The organism is Microbacterium sp. F1-18 (assembly GCF_052921305.1).
Map to the genome: position 1 here is coordinate 502,752 of NZ_JBREVD010000002.1, position 17,954 is coordinate 520,705.

18 protein-coding genes are annotated in these 17,954 nt (G+C 68.9%); 2 read left to right on the forward strand and 16 right to left on the reverse strand.

From position 1 onward, the window contains the following. Positions 1–17 precede the first annotated feature (17 nt). The 6 genes from ACU6RU_RS06600 to ACU6RU_RS06625 form a co-directional block, all read right to left on the reverse strand. A complete protein-coding gene (locus ACU6RU_RS06600) occupies positions 18–194 on the reverse strand; it encodes a hypothetical protein (protein ID WP_183045267.1) in 177 nt (58 codons plus the stop codon). A gap of 61 nt (positions 195–255) precedes the next feature. Further along, positions 256–1,545: an MFS transporter gene (locus ACU6RU_RS06605; protein WP_446726165.1), complete on the reverse strand. Its 1,290-nt coding sequence runs from the start codon at positions 1,543–1,545 to the stop codon at positions 256–258. Then, positions 1,538–2,302 (reverse strand): fumarylacetoacetate hydrolase family protein, encoded by a 765-nt coding sequence (locus ACU6RU_RS06610; RefSeq protein WP_120262754.1) that lies wholly within the window; start codon positions 2,300–2,302, stop codon positions 1,538–1,540. Before ACU6RU_RS06610 ends, ACU6RU_RS06605 begins: the two co-directional genes overlap by 8 nt. A gap of 1 nt (position 2,303) precedes the next feature. Next, positions 2,304–3,410 (reverse strand): branched-chain amino acid aminotransferase, encoded by a 1,107-nt coding sequence (locus tag ACU6RU_RS06615; RefSeq protein WP_289331357.1) that lies wholly within the window; start codon positions 3,408–3,410, stop codon positions 2,304–2,306. Positions 3,411–3,451: 41 nt separating this feature from the next. Beyond that, positions 3,452–4,504 (reverse strand): 3-isopropylmalate dehydrogenase, encoded by a 1,053-nt coding sequence (locus ACU6RU_RS06620; RefSeq protein WP_120262756.1) that lies wholly within the window; start codon positions 4,502–4,504, stop codon positions 3,452–3,454. Positions 4,505–4,542: 38 nt separating this feature from the next. After that, positions 4,543–6,090 (reverse strand): MFS transporter, encoded by a 1,548-nt coding sequence (locus ACU6RU_RS06625; RefSeq protein ID WP_446726166.1) that lies wholly within the window; start codon positions 6,088–6,090, stop codon positions 4,543–4,545. 63 nt (positions 6,091–6,153) lie between these two features. On the opposite strand from ACU6RU_RS06625, the gene ACU6RU_RS06630 reads away from it, so the two are divergent. Beyond that, positions 6,154–6,699: a TetR/AcrR family transcriptional regulator gene (locus ACU6RU_RS06630; protein WP_289331355.1), complete on the forward strand. Its 546-nt coding sequence runs from the start codon at positions 6,154–6,156 to the stop codon at positions 6,697–6,699. Positions 6,700–6,705: 6 nt separating this feature from the next. On the opposite strand, the gene serA is transcribed toward ACU6RU_RS06630, so the two are convergent. The 10 genes from serA to ACU6RU_RS06680 all read right to left on the reverse strand — a co-directional run bounded on the left by serA (position 6,706) and on the right by ACU6RU_RS06680 (position 17,590). Continuing rightward, positions 6,706–8,310 (reverse strand): phosphoglycerate dehydrogenase, encoded by a 1,605-nt coding sequence (gene serA / locus ACU6RU_RS06635; protein ID WP_289331354.1) that lies wholly within the window; start codon positions 8,308–8,310, stop codon positions 6,706–6,708. A gap of 130 nt (positions 8,311–8,440) precedes the next feature. Continuing rightward, positions 8,441–8,767 (reverse strand): bacitracin resistance protein, encoded by a 327-nt coding sequence (locus ACU6RU_RS06640; RefSeq protein WP_120262760.1) that lies wholly within the window; start codon positions 8,765–8,767, stop codon positions 8,441–8,443. A gap of 2 nt (positions 8,768–8,769) precedes the next feature. Then, positions 8,770–9,237 carry a hypothetical protein gene (locus ACU6RU_RS06645; RefSeq protein WP_120262761.1) on the reverse strand — a complete coding sequence of 156 codons (468 nt, stop codon included), beginning with the start codon at positions 9,235–9,237 and terminating at the stop codon, positions 8,770–8,772. Positions 9,238–9,294: 57 nt separating this feature from the next. Continuing rightward, positions 9,295–10,020: a hypothetical protein gene (locus ACU6RU_RS06650; RefSeq protein ID WP_446726167.1), complete on the reverse strand. Its 726-nt coding sequence runs from the start codon at positions 10,018–10,020 to the stop codon at positions 9,295–9,297. Between the two features lie 142 nt (positions 10,021–10,162). Then, positions 10,163–11,188 carry a ketol-acid reductoisomerase gene (gene ilvC, locus ACU6RU_RS06655; RefSeq protein WP_023951072.1) on the reverse strand — a complete coding sequence of 342 codons (1,026 nt, stop codon included), beginning with the start codon at positions 11,186–11,188 and terminating at the stop codon, positions 10,163–10,165. Between the two features lie 36 nt (positions 11,189–11,224). After that, positions 11,225–11,734 carry an acetolactate synthase small subunit gene (gene ilvN, locus ACU6RU_RS06660; protein WP_071918201.1) on the reverse strand — a complete coding sequence of 170 codons (510 nt, stop codon included), beginning with the start codon at positions 11,732–11,734 and terminating at the stop codon, positions 11,225–11,227. Position 11,735: 1 nt separating this feature from the next. Next, positions 11,736–13,538: an acetolactate synthase large subunit gene (locus ACU6RU_RS06665; protein ID WP_446726168.1), complete on the reverse strand. Its 1,803-nt coding sequence runs from the start codon at positions 13,536–13,538 to the stop codon at positions 11,736–11,738. A gap of 46 nt (positions 13,539–13,584) precedes the next feature. Next, positions 13,585–15,291 carry a dihydroxy-acid dehydratase gene (gene ilvD / locus ACU6RU_RS06670; RefSeq protein ID WP_446726169.1) on the reverse strand — a complete coding sequence of 569 codons (1,707 nt, stop codon included), beginning with the start codon at positions 15,289–15,291 and terminating at the stop codon, positions 13,585–13,587. Positions 15,292–15,320: 29 nt separating this feature from the next. Then, positions 15,321–16,112, reverse strand: coding sequence for a trehalose-phosphatase (gene otsB / locus ACU6RU_RS06675; RefSeq protein WP_446726170.1), 792 nt, complete (start codon positions 16,110–16,112; stop codon positions 15,321–15,323). Next, positions 16,109–17,590 (reverse strand): alpha,alpha-trehalose-phosphate synthase (UDP-forming), encoded by a 1,482-nt coding sequence (locus tag ACU6RU_RS06680; RefSeq protein WP_120262766.1) that lies wholly within the window; start codon positions 17,588–17,590, stop codon positions 16,109–16,111. The genes otsB and ACU6RU_RS06680 overlap by 4 nt, the downstream gene beginning before the upstream one ends. Before the next feature lie 81 nt (positions 17,591–17,671). On the opposite strand from ACU6RU_RS06680, the gene ACU6RU_RS06685 reads away from it, so the two are divergent. Then, positions 17,672–17,929: a hypothetical protein gene (locus ACU6RU_RS06685; protein ID WP_120262767.1), complete on the forward strand. Its 258-nt coding sequence runs from the start codon at positions 17,672–17,674 to the stop codon at positions 17,927–17,929. Positions 17,930–17,954 lie beyond the last annotated feature (25 nt).

Consider the following 17,954-nt stretch of genomic DNA (forward strand, 5'->3'; position numbering starts at 1 on the left):
GACGGCGCGCGCGAGCGTCACGCCGTCCGCGCCCAGCCGGTCACGGCGATCGCGTCGGCGATGTGAGGATCACCGGCGAACTCGATGCCGTCGGTGAAGAAGCTGATGATCACCAGCGCGAACATCAGCGCGATGGAGAGGAAGAGGATCGCACTCGCGACGAGGGCGATGATCAACTGTGCGCGGTGGCTCATGACTCCACGGTGCCAGCCTTCCGGCCCGCAGCAAAATGCTTGCCGTGGACAGGCGCGACGACTAGACGCCCGCCGGGTCGCTCGCGCTGTCCGCCGAACGCATCGACCCTCCCACCACGACCCCACCGATCGCGACCAGCGCGACGATGACGAGAGCCCACGTCGCCAGTCCCGCGTAGCCGATCAGCCCGAGCACTCCCCCGGCTGCGGCGGCACCCGCTGCTCCCACGACGTTCATGACCGCGTCGCTGCGTCCTTGCCGGGTCGTCCGGCGTTCCGGTGACGACGCCTCGGTCAGCAGCGCCGATCCCGCCACGGTGGCCGCGCTCCAGCCGAGCCCGAGCAGAATGAGCGAGACCGTGACGGCGGCGGACGATTCCGCACCGAAAGCGGCTACGACGAGTGACGCGGCGAGCAGAGCCTGCCCGAGCAGCACCGTGGGCACGCGCCCGAGCCTGTCGGCGAGGATGCCGAAGACGGGCGAGAGCGCGTACATCCCGGCGATATGCAGGCTGATGGTCAGCCCGACGACTGACAGCTCGGCGCCGTGATGGACCAGATGAAGCGGCGTCATCGCCATCACCGACACCATGACCCCGTGAGAGCCGGCGATCGCGAGGATGGCGTAGCGCGCCGCGCGAGGCCGGTCGGGTCGTGACCGCGCCGTGGGCGAGGCGCCCGATCTCCCGGCGCTCGACTCGCGCGCGAGGAGCAGCGGGTCGGGCCGGAGAGCCAACAGGTAGAGGACGATGGCCAGCACCTGCGCGACCGCCGTGAACAGATACGGACCTGTCAGCGGGGGCATCCCCACGGCGCCGCCGAGCGCTTCGCCGACACCGATCAGGTTCGGACCGAGCACCGCACCGATCGTGGTCGCCCAGACCACGATCGACAGGTCGCGCCCGCGTGTTCGATCGGTTGCCAGGTCGGTGGCGGCGAACCGCGACTGCAGATTGGCGGCCTGGCCCGCGCCGATCAAGGCGAAGGCGACGAGCAGGACCGGAAACAGCCCCGCCGCCGTACCCACGACGACGAGCGCGACGCCGACGAGCGCGAGAAGCATCCCGAGAGCAAGCGCCGGGCGCCTCCCCGACCGCGACGCGAGGGAGGCCAGCGGCACCGCGAGCAGGGCGGCACCGAGCGTCACCGCGGCGGTCGGGAGACCTGCCAGAGCCTCGTCGCCCGTGAGTCGCTCGGTGATGACGGCTCCGAGCGAGATGGTCGACCCGAAACCGATGCCGCCGAGCACCTGGCCCAGCGAGAGCACGACGAGCGCGCGGCGCCGCACGACCTCCCGTGGGACGCCGGCGGACGCCGCGCTCGGAGCAGGGGTGTCGACCGTGTCAGGCATCCCGGACGATGTTGCGCAGGATGCCGAGACCATCGATCTCGACCTCCACGACGTCGCCCGCGACGAGCGGGCCGACCCCGGCAGGTGTTCCCGTCAGGATGACGTCGCCCGGCAGCAGCGTGAACGCCGCCGAGGCGTAGGCGATGAGGTCGGCGATGCCGTGCACCATGTCCGTCAGCGGTGCACGCTGCTTCTCCTCCCCGTTCACGCGGGCCACGAGCTGGGCCTGCGACGGGTCGAAGTCGGTCTCGATCGCCGGCCCGAGCGGGCAGAACGTGTCGAAGCCCTTCGCCCGGGTCCACTGACCGTCGCTGCGCTGCAGATCGCGCGCTGTGACGTCGTTGGCGATCGAATAGCCGAACACATGGCTCAGCGCGTCGTCGACCGAGACATTGCGGGTGACCTTGCCGATGACGACGGCGAGCTCCCCCTCGAAGTCCACCTGCTGCGACTGCGTCGGGCGGACGATCGCGTCGCCCGGGCCGATGACGGAGGTGTTCGGCTTGAAGAACAGCAGCGGCTCGGCGGGAACCTCGTTCCCGAACTCGGCGGCGTGCTCCCGGTAGTTGCGGCCGACCGCGATGATCTTCGATCGCGGGATGACGGGTGCCAGGAGCACGGCGTCGCTCAGCGCCACGCGATCGCCCGTCGTGTCGTAGCCGGCGTACATCGGATCACCCGCGAGGGTCACCAGATCGGTGCCGTCGAGGATGCCGTAACGAATGGTCTCGTTGTGCGAGAAACGTACGATCTTCATCTCAGCCGTCCAATCGCACGAGCCAGCCGTGCTTGTCTTCGCGTCGTCCGTACTGGATGTCGGTGAGCTCTTCGCGCAGCGAAAGGGCGAGCTCACCGACGGGCTGCTCGTCGAAGAAGTCGCGACCCTTGAGCACGCCGATCGGGGTGACGACGGCAGCGGTGCCGCAGGCGAAGACCTCGACGATGTCGCCGGATGCCACACCCCGGCGCCATTCGTCGAGCGAGACGGCGCGCCCCTCGACCTTGTGCCCGCGGTCGCGCGCGAGCTGCAGGATCGAGTCGCGGGTGATGCCCTCGAGGATCGAGTCGGACTGCGGCGTGACGATCGTGCCGTCCTTGTAGACGAACACGACGTTCATGCCGCCGAGCTCCTCGACGTTGCGGTCCTGATCGAGGAAGACGACCTGGTCGCACTCGTTCTCGTACGCCTCCGCCTGCGGCAGCAGGCTCGACGCGTAGTTGCCACCGGTCTTGGCCGCGCCCGTGCCGCCCTTGCCTGCGCGGGCATAGTCCTCGCTGAGCCAGATCGACACCGGCTTCACGCCGCCGGTGAAGTAGGCACCCGCGGGGCTGGCGATCACGTAGTACGCGACCTTGTTCGCGGGGCGCACTCCGAGGAAAGCCTCCTTCGCGAACATGAACGGGCGCAGGTAGAGCGACTGGTCGGCACCGGAGGGCACCCAGTCGCCGTCGACCGCGATGAGCTCGCGGAGCGACTGGACGAACCATTCCACCGGAAGCTCCGGCAGCGCGAGGCGACGAGCCGACCGCTGAAGTCGCCGGCCGTTCTGGTCGGGACGGAAGGTGTGCACCGAGCCGTCCGCGTGCCGGTACGCCTTGATGCCCTCGAAGATCTCCTGCCCGTAGTGCAGCACCGCCGCGGCGGGGTCGAGAGTGATCGGACCGTAGGGCTGGACGCGCGGACGGTGCCAGCCGCCGCGGACCGACCAACAGATGTCGACCATGTGGTCGGTGAAGTGGGTGCCGAACCCGGGATTCGCGAGGATCTCCTCGCGACGGGCGGCGGGGGCCGCGGTGAGGTTTCGGGTGACGGCGAAATCGAGGGGTTCGAGTCCGGCGTCGGGGTCGTTTTCGAGGAGAGTCATCTGTCTTCCAAGCGGATGTCGGGCGGCGGGCGATTTCCAGGCTACGCCTGGAGCCGAGCCGCGATCGCGTCGCCGATCTGCGTCGTCGTACGGGGGTCCGAGCTACGGTCGGCGATGTCGGCCTCGACGGCGTGGGTGACGCGTCGAGCGGCCTCCGTGAGCCCGAGGTGATCGAGCAGCAACGAAACGGAGAGGATCGCGGCCGTGGGATCGGCCTTCTGCTGACCTGCGATGTCGGGCGCCGATCCGTGGACGGGTTCGAACATCGAAGGGAACGCGCCGTCGGGATTGATGTTCCCCGATGCGGCGAGGCCGATGCCTCCGGTGACGGCGCCGGCCAAGTCGGTCAGGATGTCGCCGAAGAGGTTGTCGGTGACGATCACATCGAAGCGGCCCGGGTTCGTGACCAGGAAGATCGTCGCCGCGTCGACGTGCAGATAGTCTACGGCGACGTCGGGGTGCTCCGCCGCCACCTCGTCCACGATGCGCTTCCAGATGCCGCCGGCATGCACGAGCACGTTGGTCTTGTGCACGAGCGTCAGCTTGCGGCGCCGCCGCTCAGCGAGATCGAAGGCGTAGCGCACGACCCGCTCGACCCCGAATGCGGTGTTCACGGACGTCTCGTTGGCGACCTCGTGGGGGGTGCCTCGCCGGATGCTCCCGCCGTTGCCGACGTACGGGCCCTCGGTCCCCTCCCGCACCACGACGAAGTCGATCTCCCCCGGCTCGGCGAGCGGACCCGGAACGCTCGGATAGAGCTTCGACGGCCGCAGGTTGACGTAGTGGTCGAGTTCGAATCGCAGTTTCAGCAGGAGTCCCCGCTCGATGTTCGCGTCGCGCAGCCGCGGATCACCGGGCACTCCCCCCACCGCGCCGAGGAGGATCGCGTCGTGCCCCGCGATGGCCGCGAGGTCGTCGTCTGTCAGCGTGTCGCCGGTCTCGAGGTACCGGGCGGCACCGAGCGAGAACCGCGTCTTGTCGATGACGACATCCGTTCCCGCCACCGCCGCGTCGAGGACCTTCTCGGCCTCGGCGACGACCTCGGGACCGATTCCGTCGCCCGGAATCACGGCCAGCTTCACGACACGCGACATCGCTCTCCTCGTTCTCGGCGACGCGGCGCGTCGCGAGCTCAGTGCTCGGCACGCCGCGAGTGGGATCCCTTCAGCGTAGTGGCCGCGATGATCCCCGCGCAGACGACGAGCACGGCACCGATGGCCGCGGTCACGCCGACACCGGAGTCGAACGCGTGAGCGGCCGCGTCCATCAGCTGACGCCCGATCGGCTCGGGCAGGTCCTGCGCGACGTTGACGGCTCCCGCGAGGGTCTCGCGGGCCGCATCGGCGGCCTCCGCAGGCACGCCCTCGGGCACGGCCATGCCGACGCGGTACATCGCCGTGAGGATGCCGCCGAGCACGGCGGTGCCGAGAACCGCGCCCACTTCATACGCGGTCTCGGACACCGCGCTGGCCGCCCCGGCCTTCGCGGGCGGAGCGCTTGCGAGCACCAGCTCATTCGACACGGTCTCTGCCGCGCCGATGCCCATGCCGAGGAGAGCGAACGCGAGGACGAGCTCGATCATGCTCTCCGCGTCGGTCAGGAGCGCGATCATGACGTACCCGGCTGCCGACAACGTCAGGGCTGCGGGCACCACGATCCGCGGCGAGACCCGGCGCGAGATCGGGACGACTCCCAGCCCGGCGATGATCATCATGGCGAGACCGGGCACGAGGGCGAGCCCGGCCTGGAGCGGCGAGAGACCGACGATCAGCTGCAGATGCTGCGTCACGAAGTACAGGAAGCCGACGAGGGCCACGACGCTCAGGAGGTTGACCAGCAAGGCACCACTGAAGGTGCCGCGGGAGAAAAGTCGCATGTCGAGCATCGGCTCGCTCACACGAAGCTGTCGACGCACGAAGAGCCATCCGAACACCAGGCCGAGCGCGAACAGCACCGGCGGGGTGATGCCCCACCCCTTCACCGCGAAGTCCTTGATCGCGTACACGATCGGCACCATCGTCAGCATCGACAGAGCGATGCTGATCGGGTCGATGCGGCCCGGTCGCGGATCGCGGCTCTCGGGCACGAGGAAGGGCGCGAGTACGAGCAGGGGCACGAGGACCGGCACCGCCATGAGGAACACCGAGCCCCAGCTGAAGTGCTCGAGCAGGAGACCGCCGACGATCGGCCCGAGGGCTGCGCCCGCGGAGAACATCGAGGCCCAGACCGCGATCGCGAGGCGCCGCTGATCACGGTCGGTGAAGATGCTCCGCAACAGCGAGAGGGTCGACGGCATCAGCATCGCCCCGAACACGCCCATCGCCGCCCGCGCCACGATCAGCAGCTCGGCGCTCGGAGCGAAGGCCGCAAGCCCGGAGACGGCCGCGAAGCCGGTCGCACCGATCAGCAGCATCCGACGTCGTCCGAACCGGTCGCCGAGGGAGCCCATCGTCACGAGCAGTCCCGCGAGGATGAGGGGGTACACGTCGATGATCCAGAGCTGCTGGGCGCTGGTCGGGCTCAGCGCGCGGGCGATCTCGGGCAGCGCGAAGCTCAGCACCGTGTTGTCGACCGACACGAGCAGTACGGGCAGCATGAGCACGCCGAGGGCTGCCCACCCGCGCCAGCCGACCCGCCGGCCCTGGCCGTCAGCGATTGCGATCTCTTCAGTCAAAGTCATAAGTTCACCGTCCAGCCGGTATAGTAACAGGAGCGAACGCTCAGACGCGAGAGGATTGGAGACATGAGTCGTCCCCCACGTGCCCGCGAAAGCGTGCTCGACGCGTACGAGAACCTTCTGATCTCCGACGGCGCGCGCGGCGCGACGATGGATGCCGTGGCTGCGGCCGCCGGCGTCTCCAAGGGCGGCCTGCTCTACCACTACGGCTCGAAGGAGGCGCTTGAGACGGCGCTGCTCGAGCGGATGATGGAGCTCGCCCGCCTCGATGTCGACGACATGGCGCAGCATCCCGAGGGCATCGTCGCGGCCTACCTCCGCACCTCCGTCATGGAGGACAGCGCCCTCGATCGCGCGCTCCTCGCCGGCTCTCGGCTCGCCCAGAGCGGTCATCCCGCGGCCAGCGCCGCGCTTCGTGATGTCCGCACCCTGTGGGAGGACGCGCTGCGCGGCCACACCCGTGACGAGACCGCGCTTCAGCTCGTCCTCCTGGTGGGCGACGGCCTCTACTTCAACAACGCACTCGGCGCGGGCGCGGTCGTCGGGCCCGTCCCGCAGGGCGAAGATTTCGACTCGCTGATCGGCCTCGTCCTCGGCGTCACGAAGCGCTGACCGATCTCAGAAGCCGGTCAGCTCGATCTGGCGGAACAGGTCGGCGGCCACGGCCTCGCGCATCTCGTCGAGAAGGTGGTCCGGCACCGGCGAGTCGACCGTCAGCACCGAAAGAGCGCGACCGGAAGCGTCGGGACGCGCGACCTGAAGGCCAGCGATGTTGATTCCCGCCTCCCCCAGCTTCTGGCCGTAGATCGCCACGATCCCCGGGCGGTCGGCATAGCGCATCACCACGTGGTGCCGTTCGATGGGCACCTCGACCTCGTAGCCGTTGATGCCGACGACCTTCGGGACCATGCGCGTTCCGGCGAGGGTGCCTTCGACGGTGAGGACCGAGCCGTCGGAGAGGGTGCCCCGCAGGATCGTGATGTTGCGGTACAGCGGGCTCTCGGACTCGACGATGAGACGCGTCTCGATGCCGCGCTGCTCGGCGAAGAGCGGCGCGTTCACGTACGAGACGTTCTCGCTGACGATGTTGGTGAAGATCCCTTTCAGCGCCGCGAGGCGGTAGACGCTGACGTCGTAGTCGGCCAGCTCGCCGCGGACCTCGATGTCGAGGCTCGTCAGCGCGCTGGGCGCGAGACCCGTGAAGATCTGCCCGAGCTGCTCGACCAGCGCGATACCGGGACGCACGAACGGATCGATCACACCACCGGCGACGTTCACGGCGTCGGGCACCAGATCGCCCTCGAGGGCGAGCTTGACCGACTTCGCCACCGAGACGCCCGCCTTCTCCTGCGCCTCGTCGGTCGAGGCCCCGAGGTGGGGCGTGACGATGACGTTGGGCAGCGAGAGGAGCGGGAACGCGGTGCCGTCCTCCTTCGGAGGCTCGCTCGTGAAGACGTCGAGCCCCGCCCCGGCGATCTCACCCGTCGTGAGAGCGGTGTACAGCGCCTCTTCGTCGATCAGGCCACCGCGCGCCACGTTGACCACGTAGGCCGACTTCTTCATGCGCGCGAACTGCTCCGCGCCGATCATGCCCGTCGTCTCCGGAGTCTTCGGCATGTGGATCGTGACGAAATCGCTCTGCGTGAGGAGGTCGTCGAGGCTCAGCAGGGTCACGCCGAGCTGCTGCGCGCGAGTGGGTGTGACGTAGGGGTCGTATGCCACGACGTTCACGCCGAATGCCTGCACGCGCGCGGCGATGAGCGCGCCGATACGACCGAGGCCGATGATGCCCACGGTCTTCTCGAAGAGCTCGGTTCCGGTGAAGGACGAGCGCTTCCAGGCGCCCGCGGCGAGCGAGGCGTGAGCGGCCGGAATATGACGCGCGAGGCTCAGGATGTGGCCGACCGTCAGCTCGGCCGCCGAGATGATGTTTGACGTCGGGGCGTTGACCACCATGACGCCGGCGGCTGTCGCGGCCTTGATGTCGACGTTGTCGAGTCCGACGCCCGCGCGAGCGATGACCTTCAGCGACGGGGCGGCGGCGATGGCCTCGGCATCCATCTTGGTCGCGGAGCGGATCAGGACGGCGTGCGCGTCGGCGAGAGCAGGAAGCAGCGCGGCGCGGTCGGCGCCGTCGACCGATCGGATCTCGAAGTCAGGACCGAGAGCATCGATCGTTGCGGGCGAGAGTTCTTCGGCGATGAGCACGACGGGCTGGGGCACGGACGATCCTCTGGAGCATGCGCAGAAGCGCGGAACGGGTGGTCGCCACGACAGCCGACGGCGGTGCGGCGGGTCGTCTCAGCCTAGCGCGGCGTCGGCCGCTCCCATGACCGTGTGACGTTCCGCCGACTCAGACGGCGCCGGAGGTGAGGGCGAACGAGAGGACGTTCAGGAAGAACACCGCTGAGAGCCCGAGCCCCGCCAGGAGGATCAGGGCGAAAGATCCCGAGCGTCGGCGCCACCCGAGCGCGAAGGCCCCCGCGAAGATGACGATCGGCAGCACCACGGCAGCGACGACGGCCACCCATCCGACCGCGGTCCGTGCCGGTGACGGGGTCAACAACAACGGGACGGCAGCCCAGACCGCGTATGCGTAGAACAGGCCGAACGCTCCCGCGACGACCGCCACCCGCCAGACCGGAGGCGTCTGCGCGACTCCTCGTGCTTCGCTCGCCATCATCAGCTCCCCGCCCCGAGGGTCGCGAACGGCCACGGCACGAGGAGCAACGCCCCCGCGACGAGCCAGACGAACCTCACCCACGCGCGCGAGCTGCGTGTGAGCGCATATGTCGCGACGAACCAGATCGCGGGCGCGGCGACCGCGAGCACGAGCACGGGAACCGAGACCGCGGCCTCGATCCCGAGCAGACCGCTCAGGTTGTGGACGCGCATCCCTCCCACGAACCATCCGATCGAGTACAGGAGGTAAACGCCGCCGAGCACCCCGAGCGCGATCAGGGCCGTGTTGCTCAGTCCCGCGGCGGAACCGTCCGCGCCGGCATCGGCCGCTTCGTCGGCGGCGACTTCGACCGGCTCATCCCTCGGCCGTTGCGACGGCGCGGGTGCGGGCTCCGTGGCAGGAGCCGAGACGAGAGTCGGGTCGTCGTCTCCGGCCCAGCTCAGGGCATCGTCATCGCGGCTCGTCACATGTTCAGAGTAGCGCCCGGCAGCCCGCAGCCGAGCTGCGCGAACAAGCCGGGCGCGTCAACGACCGATCTGCCGGCCCCCGCGGAGCACGAAGACGGCGACGGCAGCACCGGCCAAGATCAAAGCCCCACCCCAAGGCGCCCACACCGCCGGCTTCGCGAGCTCTGTGCCCGAGCCATCGTGCAACGATCCGACGCGCACCGCGTCGGTGCGACCCGTCGGGTCCTGCGCGGGAACGGACGCGCCGAGTTCGGCGGATCCACCCACGTCGGGGCTCCCGTCCAGATCGACGGCGTCGCTCGGCGCCGGTGTCGGCGAGGCGACCCCGGGGTTGCGGTAGGCGTATCCCAGCAACGCCCCGAGCCGCACGGCCGTGGGCACACGACCATCGGGTTCTGCGTCGATCCGCGGCGGCACGGGCGCGGGCGCCGGCTCGGTCGGAGCGGCCGGCGACGGCTCGACCGGCGGCTCGGTGGGTGCCGGGCTGGTCGGCGTCGGCGTCGGCGTCGGCGTCGGTACGCCGTCTGTCGGCGACGGCGAGTCCGTCGGCACGGGCGACGGACTCGCCGTCTCGCCCGGTGCCGGGGCCATGTCGTCCTCGTCGGAGAAGGTGTCGTCCGGAATCACCGGTGCGACCGGAGCATCCGAATGCGGAACGGGGTCGACGGCCTCCGTCGTGACGGACCAGGCCGCCGGTGCGGTGATCGCCCCCGCGACCACAGAAGCTGCGACGCACACCGCCCCCAGGCGCGCGCGAGCGAACTGCTTCTTCGGGACGGGCATGCCTCCATCGTAAAAGGTCTCGGTGGTATCGGCGCACGCCGAAAGCCCGGCCCCTGATGGGGACCGGGCTTCCGTGGCACGAGGCCGGGCTCGACGGGGTGCCGCCGAGGGTCGCGGAGCGGGCGGTGCCGCTCGTCACGGGTCAGCGCGCGGCGCTGCCCTCGATGTAGTCGCTGTCCTGCTGCTTCCAAGCGAAGAGACCGCGCAGCTCCTTGCCGGTCGCCTCGATCGGGTGACCCTGCTCCTTCTCGCGAAGGCCGAGGAACTCGGTGGCGCCGTTGTCCTGGTCGGCGATGAAGCGCTGTGCGAACGCACCCGACTGGATGTCGGCGAGCACGGCCTTCATGTTCTCCTTGACCTCGGGCGAGATCACGCGGGGGCCGGAGACGTAGTCGCCGTACTCAGCGGTGTCGGAGATCGACCAGCGCTGCTTGGCGATGCCGCCCTCCCACATGAGGTCGACGATCAGCTTGAGCTCGTGGAGCACCTCGAAGTAGGCGATCTGCGGCTGGTAGCCGGCCTCGATCAGCGTCTCGAAGCCGTACTGCACGAGGTGGCTCATGCCACCGCAGAGAACCGCCTGCTCGCCGAAGAGGTCGGTCTCGGTCTCCTCGGTGAAGGTGGTCTTGATGACGCCCGCGCGGGTGCCGCCGATCGCCTTCGCGTACGACAGCGCGGTGTCCCAGGCCGAACCCGACGCGTCGCGCTCGACGGCGATGATGTCGGGGATGCCGCGACCCGCGACGAACTCGCGGCGCACCGTGTGACCCGGAGCCTTCGGGGCGACGAGGATGACGTCGACGCCCTCGGGAGCGTCGATGTAGCCGAAGCGGATGTTGAAGCCGTGGGCGAACGCGAGCGTCTTGCCCGCCGTGAGCTTGTCCTTGATCGAGTCGGCGTAGATCGAGCGCTGGTGCTGGTCGGGCGCGAGGATCATGATGAGGTCGGCCCACTCCGCGGCATCCGCGACGTTCTTGACCTCGAAGCCCTCGTCCTGCGCCTTCGCGGCCGACTTCGAGCCGTCCTTGAGCGCGATGACGACCTCGACGCCGGAGTCGCGGAGGTTCTGCGCGTGAGCGTGGCCCTGCGAGCCGTAGCCGACGATCGCCACCTTCTTGCCCTGGATGATCGACAGGTCGGCGTGGTCGTCGTAGAAGATCTCGGCCATGTTCGTGTGTTTCTCCTTGATTCGTGGTTCGGAAGGTCAGCCGCGCAGAACGCGCTCGGTGATGCTCTTACCGCCGCGCCCGATGGCGAGCAGACCCGACTGTGCGAGTTCCTTGATGCCGAAGGGCTCGAAAGCGCGGAGGATCGCGTCGATCTTGCCGCGGTCTCCGGTCACCTCGACCACCAGGGCGTCGGGGGCGTAATCGACGATCGCCGCGCGGAACAGGTTCGCGACCTCGATGACATTCGAGCGGGTCTGGTTGTCAGCACGCACCTTGATGAGGATGTGTTCGCGCTGCACCGACGACGAGAAGTCGAGCTCGACGATCTTGATGACGTTGACGAGCTTGTTCAGCTGCTTCGTCACCTGCTCGAGCGGCAGTTCCTCGACGTCGACGACGACGGTGATGCGCGAGAGGCCCGGCACCTCCGTCACACCGACGGCGAGCGACTCGATGTTGAAGCCGCGTCGGGCGAACAGCCCGGCGACACGGGTCAGCAGACCCGGCTTGTCCTCCACCAGGAGGCTCAGCACGTGGCGCGACATCTCAGGCCTCCTCGTCGAATGCGGGCGCGTGCTCGCGGGCGTACTGGATGTAGCTGTTGCTGACCCCCTGCGGGACCATCGGCCACACCATGGCGTCGGCGCTCACGACGAAGTCGATCACGACGGGGCGATCGTTCGTCTCGAGCGCCAGCTTGATCGCGTCATCGATCTGGTCTGCGGTCTCGACCCGGATGGCGAGGCAACCGTACGCCTCGCCGAGCTTGACGAAGTCGGGGATGCGCGCCGTCCCGTGCCCGGTGTTCAGGTCGGTGTTCGAGTGGCGGCCGTCGAAGAACAGCGTCTGCCACTGGCGCACCATGCCGAGCGACGAGTTGTTGATGATCGCGACCTTGATCGGGATCTGGTTGATGACGCAGGTCGCCAGCTCCTGATTGGTCATCTGGAAGCAGCCGTCGCCGTCGATCGCCCAGACCACACGGTCGGGCTGGGCCACCTTCGCGCCCATGGCCGCCGGGACCGCGTAGCCCATGGTGCCGGCGCCGCCGGAGTTGAGCCACGAGTTGGGACGCTCGTACTTGATGAACTGCGCGGCCCACATCTGGTGCTGGCCCACCCCCGATGCGTACACGCCCTCGGGTCCGGTGAGCTCGCCGATCCGCTGGATCACGTGCTGCGGAGACAGCAGGCCGTCGGTCGTCGGCGCGTAGCCGAGCGGGAACTCCTCGCGGAGGCCGTCGAGGTAGGCCCACCACTCGGTCGTGTCGGGCTTTCCGTCGCCGATCACGCCGCGGAACGCCGATTCGAGGTCGACGAGCACGTCGCGCACGTCTCCCACGATGGGCACGTCTGCGAAGCGGATCTTCGAGATCTCGGCGGGATCGATGTCGACGTGCACGACCTTCGCGTTCGGGGCGAAGAGCGATGCCTTGCCGGTCACCCGGTCGTCGAAGCGGGCACCGAGGGCGACGATCAGATCGGACTCCTGCAGTGCGAGCACGGCCGGGACCGTGCCGTGCATGCCGGGCATTCCCAGATGCTGCGGGTGGGAGTCGGGGAAAGCGCCGCGGGCCATGAGCGTCGTGACGACAGGCGCCCCGGTCGCCTCGGCGAGGGTCAGCAGCTCGTCGGAGGCGCGGCCCCGGATCACGCCGCCGCCGACGTAGAGGACCGGCTTCTGCGACTCGGCGAGGAGCTGGGCGGCCGCCTGGATCTGCTTGCCGTGCGCCTTCGTCACCGGACGGTATCCCGGCAGATCGACCTTCGGCGGCCAGACGAACGGCGCGGTGTTCTGCTGAGCGTCCTTCGTGATGTCGACGAGGACGGGGCCGGGCCGGCCGGTGCCGGCGATCTCGAACGCCGCCGCGATCGCACCGGGGATCTCCTCAGCGGTCTTCACCAGGAAGGAGTGCTTCGTGATCGGCATCGTGATGCCGACGATGTCGGCCTCTTGGAAGGCATCCGTTCCCATGAGGGTCGAGAACACCTGGCCCGTGATGCAGACAAGTGGCACGGAGTCCATGTAGGCGTCGGCGATCGCGGTCACGAGGTTCGTCGCGCCGGGACCCGAGGTCGCGATGGCGACCCCGACCCGACCCGACGCCGAGGCGTAGCCTTCGGCCGCGTGCCCTGCGCCCTGCTCGTGACGAACGAGGATGTGGCGTACGGCCTCGTCGTCCATGAGTGGATCGTAGACGGGCATGATCGCGCCGCCCGGCAGCCCGAAGACCTCGGTGACACCGAGATTGTCGAGCGAGCGGACGACGGCCTCCGCTCCCGTCATCACGGGAGCTGAGGGGGTGCGGGACGGCGGCCGGGGAATGGCCGCGGAGATGTCGGTGGACATGGTGATGAACCTCGCTGAAGAAGAGGAGACGATGTCGGAGCCGAAGTCAGCCGGTGGTCGCGCCCTCCGCGGCGGAGCGCACGAGCTTGGAGTACTTGGCCAGAACGCCACGGGTATAGCGCGGGGGAAGAGGAGCCCAGCCGTCACGGCGGGCGTTCAGCTCAGCCTCGTCGACGAGTAGGTCGAGGGAGCGAGCCGCGATATCGACCCGTATCAGATCACCATCGCGCACGAATGCGATGGGACCTGCGTCCACCGCTTCGGGTGCTATGTGGCCGATGCACAGGCCGGTTGTGCCGCCTGAGAATCGTCCGTCCGTCAAGAGTAGTACATCTTTCCCGAGCCCGGCGCCCTTGATGGCCGCCGTGATGGCGAGCATCTCACGCATGCCCGGTCCGCCCTTCGGGCCCTCGTAGCGGATGACGATGACCGAGCCCGGCTCGATCTCGCCGTTCGCGACGGCATCCATCGCCGCGCGCTCGCGCTCGAAGACGCGTGCGGGGCCCTCGAACACCGTGGCGTCGAAGCCGGCGGTCTTCACGACCGCTCCCTCGGGGGCGAGCGACCCGTGCAGGATCGTGATGCCGCCGCTGGCGTGGATGGGGTTGTCGAACGTGTGGATGACCTTGCCGTCGAGGGGCTCGGGGTCGAGGTCGCGGAGGTTCTCGGCGAGGGTCTTGCCCGTCACCGTCAGCGCGTCGCCGTGCAGCAGTCCCTCGTCGAGCATCGCCTTCATCACGACGGGAATGCCGCCGTGACGGTCGACGTCGTTCATGACGTACTGGCCGAAGGGCTTCATGTCCGCCACGTGCGGAGTCTTGTCACCGATCCGGTTGAAGTCGTGCAGGCTGAGGTCGACCTCTGCCTCGCGGGCGATGGCGAGCAGATGGAGGACGGCGTTCGTCGAGCCTCCGAGAGCCATGACGAGGGCGATCGCGTTCTCGAACGCCTCCTTCGTCAGGATGTCCTTCGTCGTGATCCCCTGGCGCAGGAGGTTGACCACAGCCTCGCCCGAGCGGTGCGCGTAGTAGTCGCGGCGGCGGTCGGCCGACGGCGGGGCGGCGGAGCCCGGCAGGCTGAGGCCGAGGGCCTCGCCGACGGAGGCCATGGTGTTGGCCGTGTACATGCCGCCGCAGGCTCCCTCGCCGGGCACGATCGCACACTCGATGCGCTTGAGGTCGGCCTCGCTCATCTTGCCGGCGCGGCACGCACCGACGCCCTCGAACGAGTCGATGATCGTGACGTCCTTCTCGGTGCCGTCGCTGAGCTTCACCCAGCCCGGCATCGTCGACCCCGCGTACAGGAAGACACTCGAGAGCCCGAGGCGGGCACTCGCCATCATCATGCCGGGGATGGACTTGTCGCAGCCTGCCAGCAGGACGGTACCGTCGAGCCGCTCGGCCATGATGACGGCCTCGACGGAGTCGGCGATGACCTCGCGCGAGACCAGCGAGAAGTGCATGCCCTCATGGCCCATCGAGATGCCGTCCGAGACGGAGATGGTGCCGAACTGCAGCGGGTAACCGCCGCCGGAGTGGACGCCCTCCTTGGCCCCCTGGGCGAGCCGGTCGAGGCTCAGGTTGCACGGGGTGATCTCGTTCCAGCTCGAGGCGATGCCGATCTGGGGCTTGTCCCAGTCCTCATCCCCCATGCCGACGGCACGGAGCATCCCTCGGGAGGTCGTGGCTTCGATGCCGTCGGTGACGGCACGACTGCGGGGCTTGATGTCGATGGTCTCGGAGCTGTCGGGCATTCTCGAATTCTATGCCCGAGCGCCGGAGCTCATTCCCCCGCGCGAGACTCGGCGAGCCGGCCGAGCAGCACCGCGAGCGCGGCCGCATCCGCCACCCGGTATTCGGCGACCGTCTCTCCCCCGCCGACCCGGATGCCCACGTCGCCGGCCTCGAGCGACCGCAAGGCGTCTTCGTCGGTTACGTCGTCGCCCGCGAAGACGACCACGTCGGCGCCGACGCGCTCGCGGAGGCTCCGCACCGCGGAGTCCTTGCCCTCGTGTCGCGACGCGAACTCGAGGATGTCCCGCCCGGTGCGACGACGCCACGTCGGGGCCCCGACACGGACGAGCTCATCGATCCGGGCTGCTGCTTCGGCGGCGGCCGCGGGTTCGGCGAGACGCGTGTGAAGGCCGAACCCGAACCGCTTGTGTTCGATCCATGCCCCCTCGACCCCCTCGATGATCGCTTCTGCCCGCGCGGTCAGCGCAACGCGGAGCTCGGCATCATCGTCGGAATCCTGTTCCGAACCACCATCCGGATGCCAGAACTCCGCGCCGTGCGAGCCGGCGAGGTGGATGCGCGAGTCGGGCTCGCGCTCCGATATCTCCGCGAGATGTTCGAGCGTCCGACCCGACACGAGCGCGACCGTCGTGGCCGGAGCGTGCGAGAGACGTGCGAGGGCATCGCGTGCGGCGGGGAGCATGCGCGCCGACATGGGCTCGTCGACCAGGGGCGCGAGAGTGCCGTCGAAGTCGAGGGCGACGAGCAGGTGGCGTGCTTTCGCGGCGCGATCCACCGCAGCCTCGAGTCCCGCACGGGAGGTGAACGTCGGAGCGGTCATGCGTTGTGCTCGGCTTCCGTCATGGCCGTCGAGACGGAACGGGCGGAAGCCGCCGAATGCGCGGGGCTGCTCGATCGACCGGCAGCGGCCAAAGCGTCGAGGAACGAGCGCGACCAATCGTCGACATTGTGCTCGCGCACGCGCTTGCGCAGCGCGCGCATGCGCCGCCCCTGCTCGGCTGCGGGCATCTCGATCGCCCGGACGATGGCGTCCTTCATACCGTCGATGTCGTGCGGGTTGATGCGCACGGCGCTCGCGAGCTCGTCGGCAGCGCCGGCGAATTCGCTCAGTACGAGCACCCCGCGATTGTCGATGCGGCTGGCGACGTACTCCTTCGCCACCAGGTTCATGCCGTCGCGAAGAGCGGTGACGAGCATGACGTCGGCCGCGAGGAACAGGGCCACCATCTCCTCGCGCGGGAATGCCTGATGCATGTATCGGATCGCGCTGTGACCCCACGTGTCGTGATCGCCGTTGATGCGGGCGACCGTGAGCTCGATCTCGTCACGCAACTGCACGTATGACTCGACGCGCTCGCGGCTGGGGCTCGCCACCTGCACGAGGGTCGCGTCCTCGACCGAGACCCGGCCGTCTTCGATGAGCTCACCGAAGGCCTTCAGCCGGTGACGGATGCCCTTGGTGTAGTCGAGACGGTCCACGCCGAGCAGCACGGTCTTCGGGTTGCCGAGGTCTTCGCGGATCTCCGCGGCCCGGGCCTGGATGTCGGGGCGCTGCGCGAGCTCGATGTAATCGTCGGTCGAGATCGAGATCGGGAACGCCTTCGCGAGTGCGGTGCGGTGCCCGCCGCCGTCAGCCGGAACGCGGATGCCGCTCGCCTTCGTCTCGTAGCGCAGCTGTCGCCTCACCGCGCGTGCGAAGTTGCCCGCGTCCGCCACACGCTGGAAGCCGATGACGTCGGCGCCCAGAAGCCCCTCCAGCACCTGCTTACGCCAGGGAAGCTGCGAGTAGAGACCGTAGGCCGGGAACGGGATGTGATGGAAGTAGCCGATCGTGAGATCGGGCCGCATGTCGCGCAGCATCTTGGGCACGAGCTGCAGCTGATAGTCCTGCACCCACACGGTGCCGCCGTCCGCGGCAGCCGCCGCCGCGGCTTCGGCGAAGCGCCGGTTCACGCGCTGGTATGCCTCCCACCAGTTACGGCGGTATCGGGGGGCGGCGATGACGTCGTGGTAGAGCGGCCAGATGGTGTCGTTGGAGAAACCCTCGTAGTAGTCCTCGACGTCCGCGGCGCTGAGTGCGACGGGAACGAGCTGCATGCCGTCGAAGTCGAACGGGTCGAACTCGAGATCGGGCTTCCCGGGCCAACCGACCCATGCGCCTTCGGTACGCCGCATGACGGGCTCGAGAGCCGTGACGAGCCCCCCGGGCGAACGGCGCCACTCCCCGTCTCCACCACCGTCCGTGTTCCGGTCAACCGGAAGCCGGTTGGCGACGACGACGAAATCAGCGGTGCTCATGCATGCCTCCAGGCTGCGATCGGCGATGGCCCCAGCCTACCTGCGCACCCGGCGCCCCTTGGGGGAAGCTACGTTTGTGGTATGCGCAAGTACCTCTTCGGCACCGGCCTCTTCTCCGCGATCACCGGCGGCGTGACGCTGCTCCGCTCGGCCCGAAGCGACGAGCCCTTCACGTGGCGCACCGCTCTCGCGTGGCTGAGCTGGGGTATCACGCTGGCGCTCGCGATCGGCGCCGTGGTCGACAGCTACCGTGGGGCGCGCGGACGCCTCATCGCGGATGACTCCAAGGTCGACCGCGACGAGCTGTTCACCGAGCGGGTCAAGCGCAACCGCCGCTGACCCGCCCAGGCGGGCTGGCTCGCGG